The following is a 1038-nucleotide window of genomic DNA, read 5'->3' as shown; positions in this document are numbered from 1 at the left end:
TTCGTCCATGTCTGCATCGACGACGCCTCCCGCATCGCCTTCTCGCAGATCCTGCCCGACGAGAAAAAAGAAAGCGCCATCGCCTTCCTCAAGGCGGCGGTGGCCTACTACGCCAGCCTCGGCGTCAGGATAGCCCGCGTCATGACCGACAACGGCTCCTGCTACAGATCGAAGGCCTTCGCCAAGGCCTGCCGCGATCTCGGCCTCAAGCACGTCAGGACAAGACCCTACACGCCCAAGACCAATGGCAAGGCCGAGCGCTTCATCCAGACGGCGCTGCGCGAAATGGGCCTATGCCATCGCCTATCCGACATCAGATCACCGCGCCGCCGAACTGCCTGTCTGGTTGCACAGATACAATTGGCACCGTCCCCACGGGAGCCTAAAGTCCAAAACACCTATCAGTCGCCTGGCTCTAACCGAGGACAACCTGTTGAGGCTCCACAGCTAGCGGTCTGCCTTTGGGCTGGGAGCGCTTCGGAGAGAGCGGATTGGATGGAGCAATCCTCGTGGTGCTCGAAGACCGCCCAAAGCCACTGCTTCTCACCGGCCGGGAGTGGTAACGATTTCATCGAGATGCATTTGGTGCCACAGCAGGCGGCGGAGGAATTGGTTGGCGAAGTGCCGGCTAAACTTCTCGCCCCAGGCGCTGATCGTTGACGCGTGGCGCTGCTGTTGTCCTAGACCATACGCAAACTGAGCGGAAACGCGGAATTGAAGCCGCACCGCACGAGCCATGATCCTGACAAGGAAGAGGTTACAGCGACCGGGCGGATCCAATGCGGGGCGATGACACCTGCTGTCGGGTTCTGTCGAGTATCCGACACTGCGCCGTTACGCCTGGCTTCCTGCTGAACTCTAATAAGGCATTACAAAGTAAGCAGAATAATCTTTCTAGGCGCTTTTGCGGACAGTTGGCACGAGTTTTGAAACTCTGTCTTCGTAGGCCGGCAGGAGCTGCCGACCGGAGCGGAAAGGGCAGCCAACGCTTGTTCCCAGACACATAGGAGAGACAAAATGCTCGGCACGACCGTAAGC

1 pseudogene is annotated in these 1038 nt (G+C 59.0%); it reads left to right on the top strand.

Going from position 1 to position 1038, the window contains the following annotated elements:
- Positions 1-451 (top strand): annotated as a pseudogene (locus EN818_RS30640) (integrase core domain-containing protein); the annotation flags it as partial.
- Positions 452-1038 lie beyond the last annotated feature (587 nt).

Source organism: Mesorhizobium sp. M3A.F.Ca.ET.175.01.1.1, assembly GCF_004791945.1.
GTDB lineage: Bacteria > Pseudomonadota > Alphaproteobacteria > Rhizobiales > Rhizobiaceae > Mesorhizobium.
This window is presented reverse-complemented; position numbering and strand designations above follow the sequence as displayed.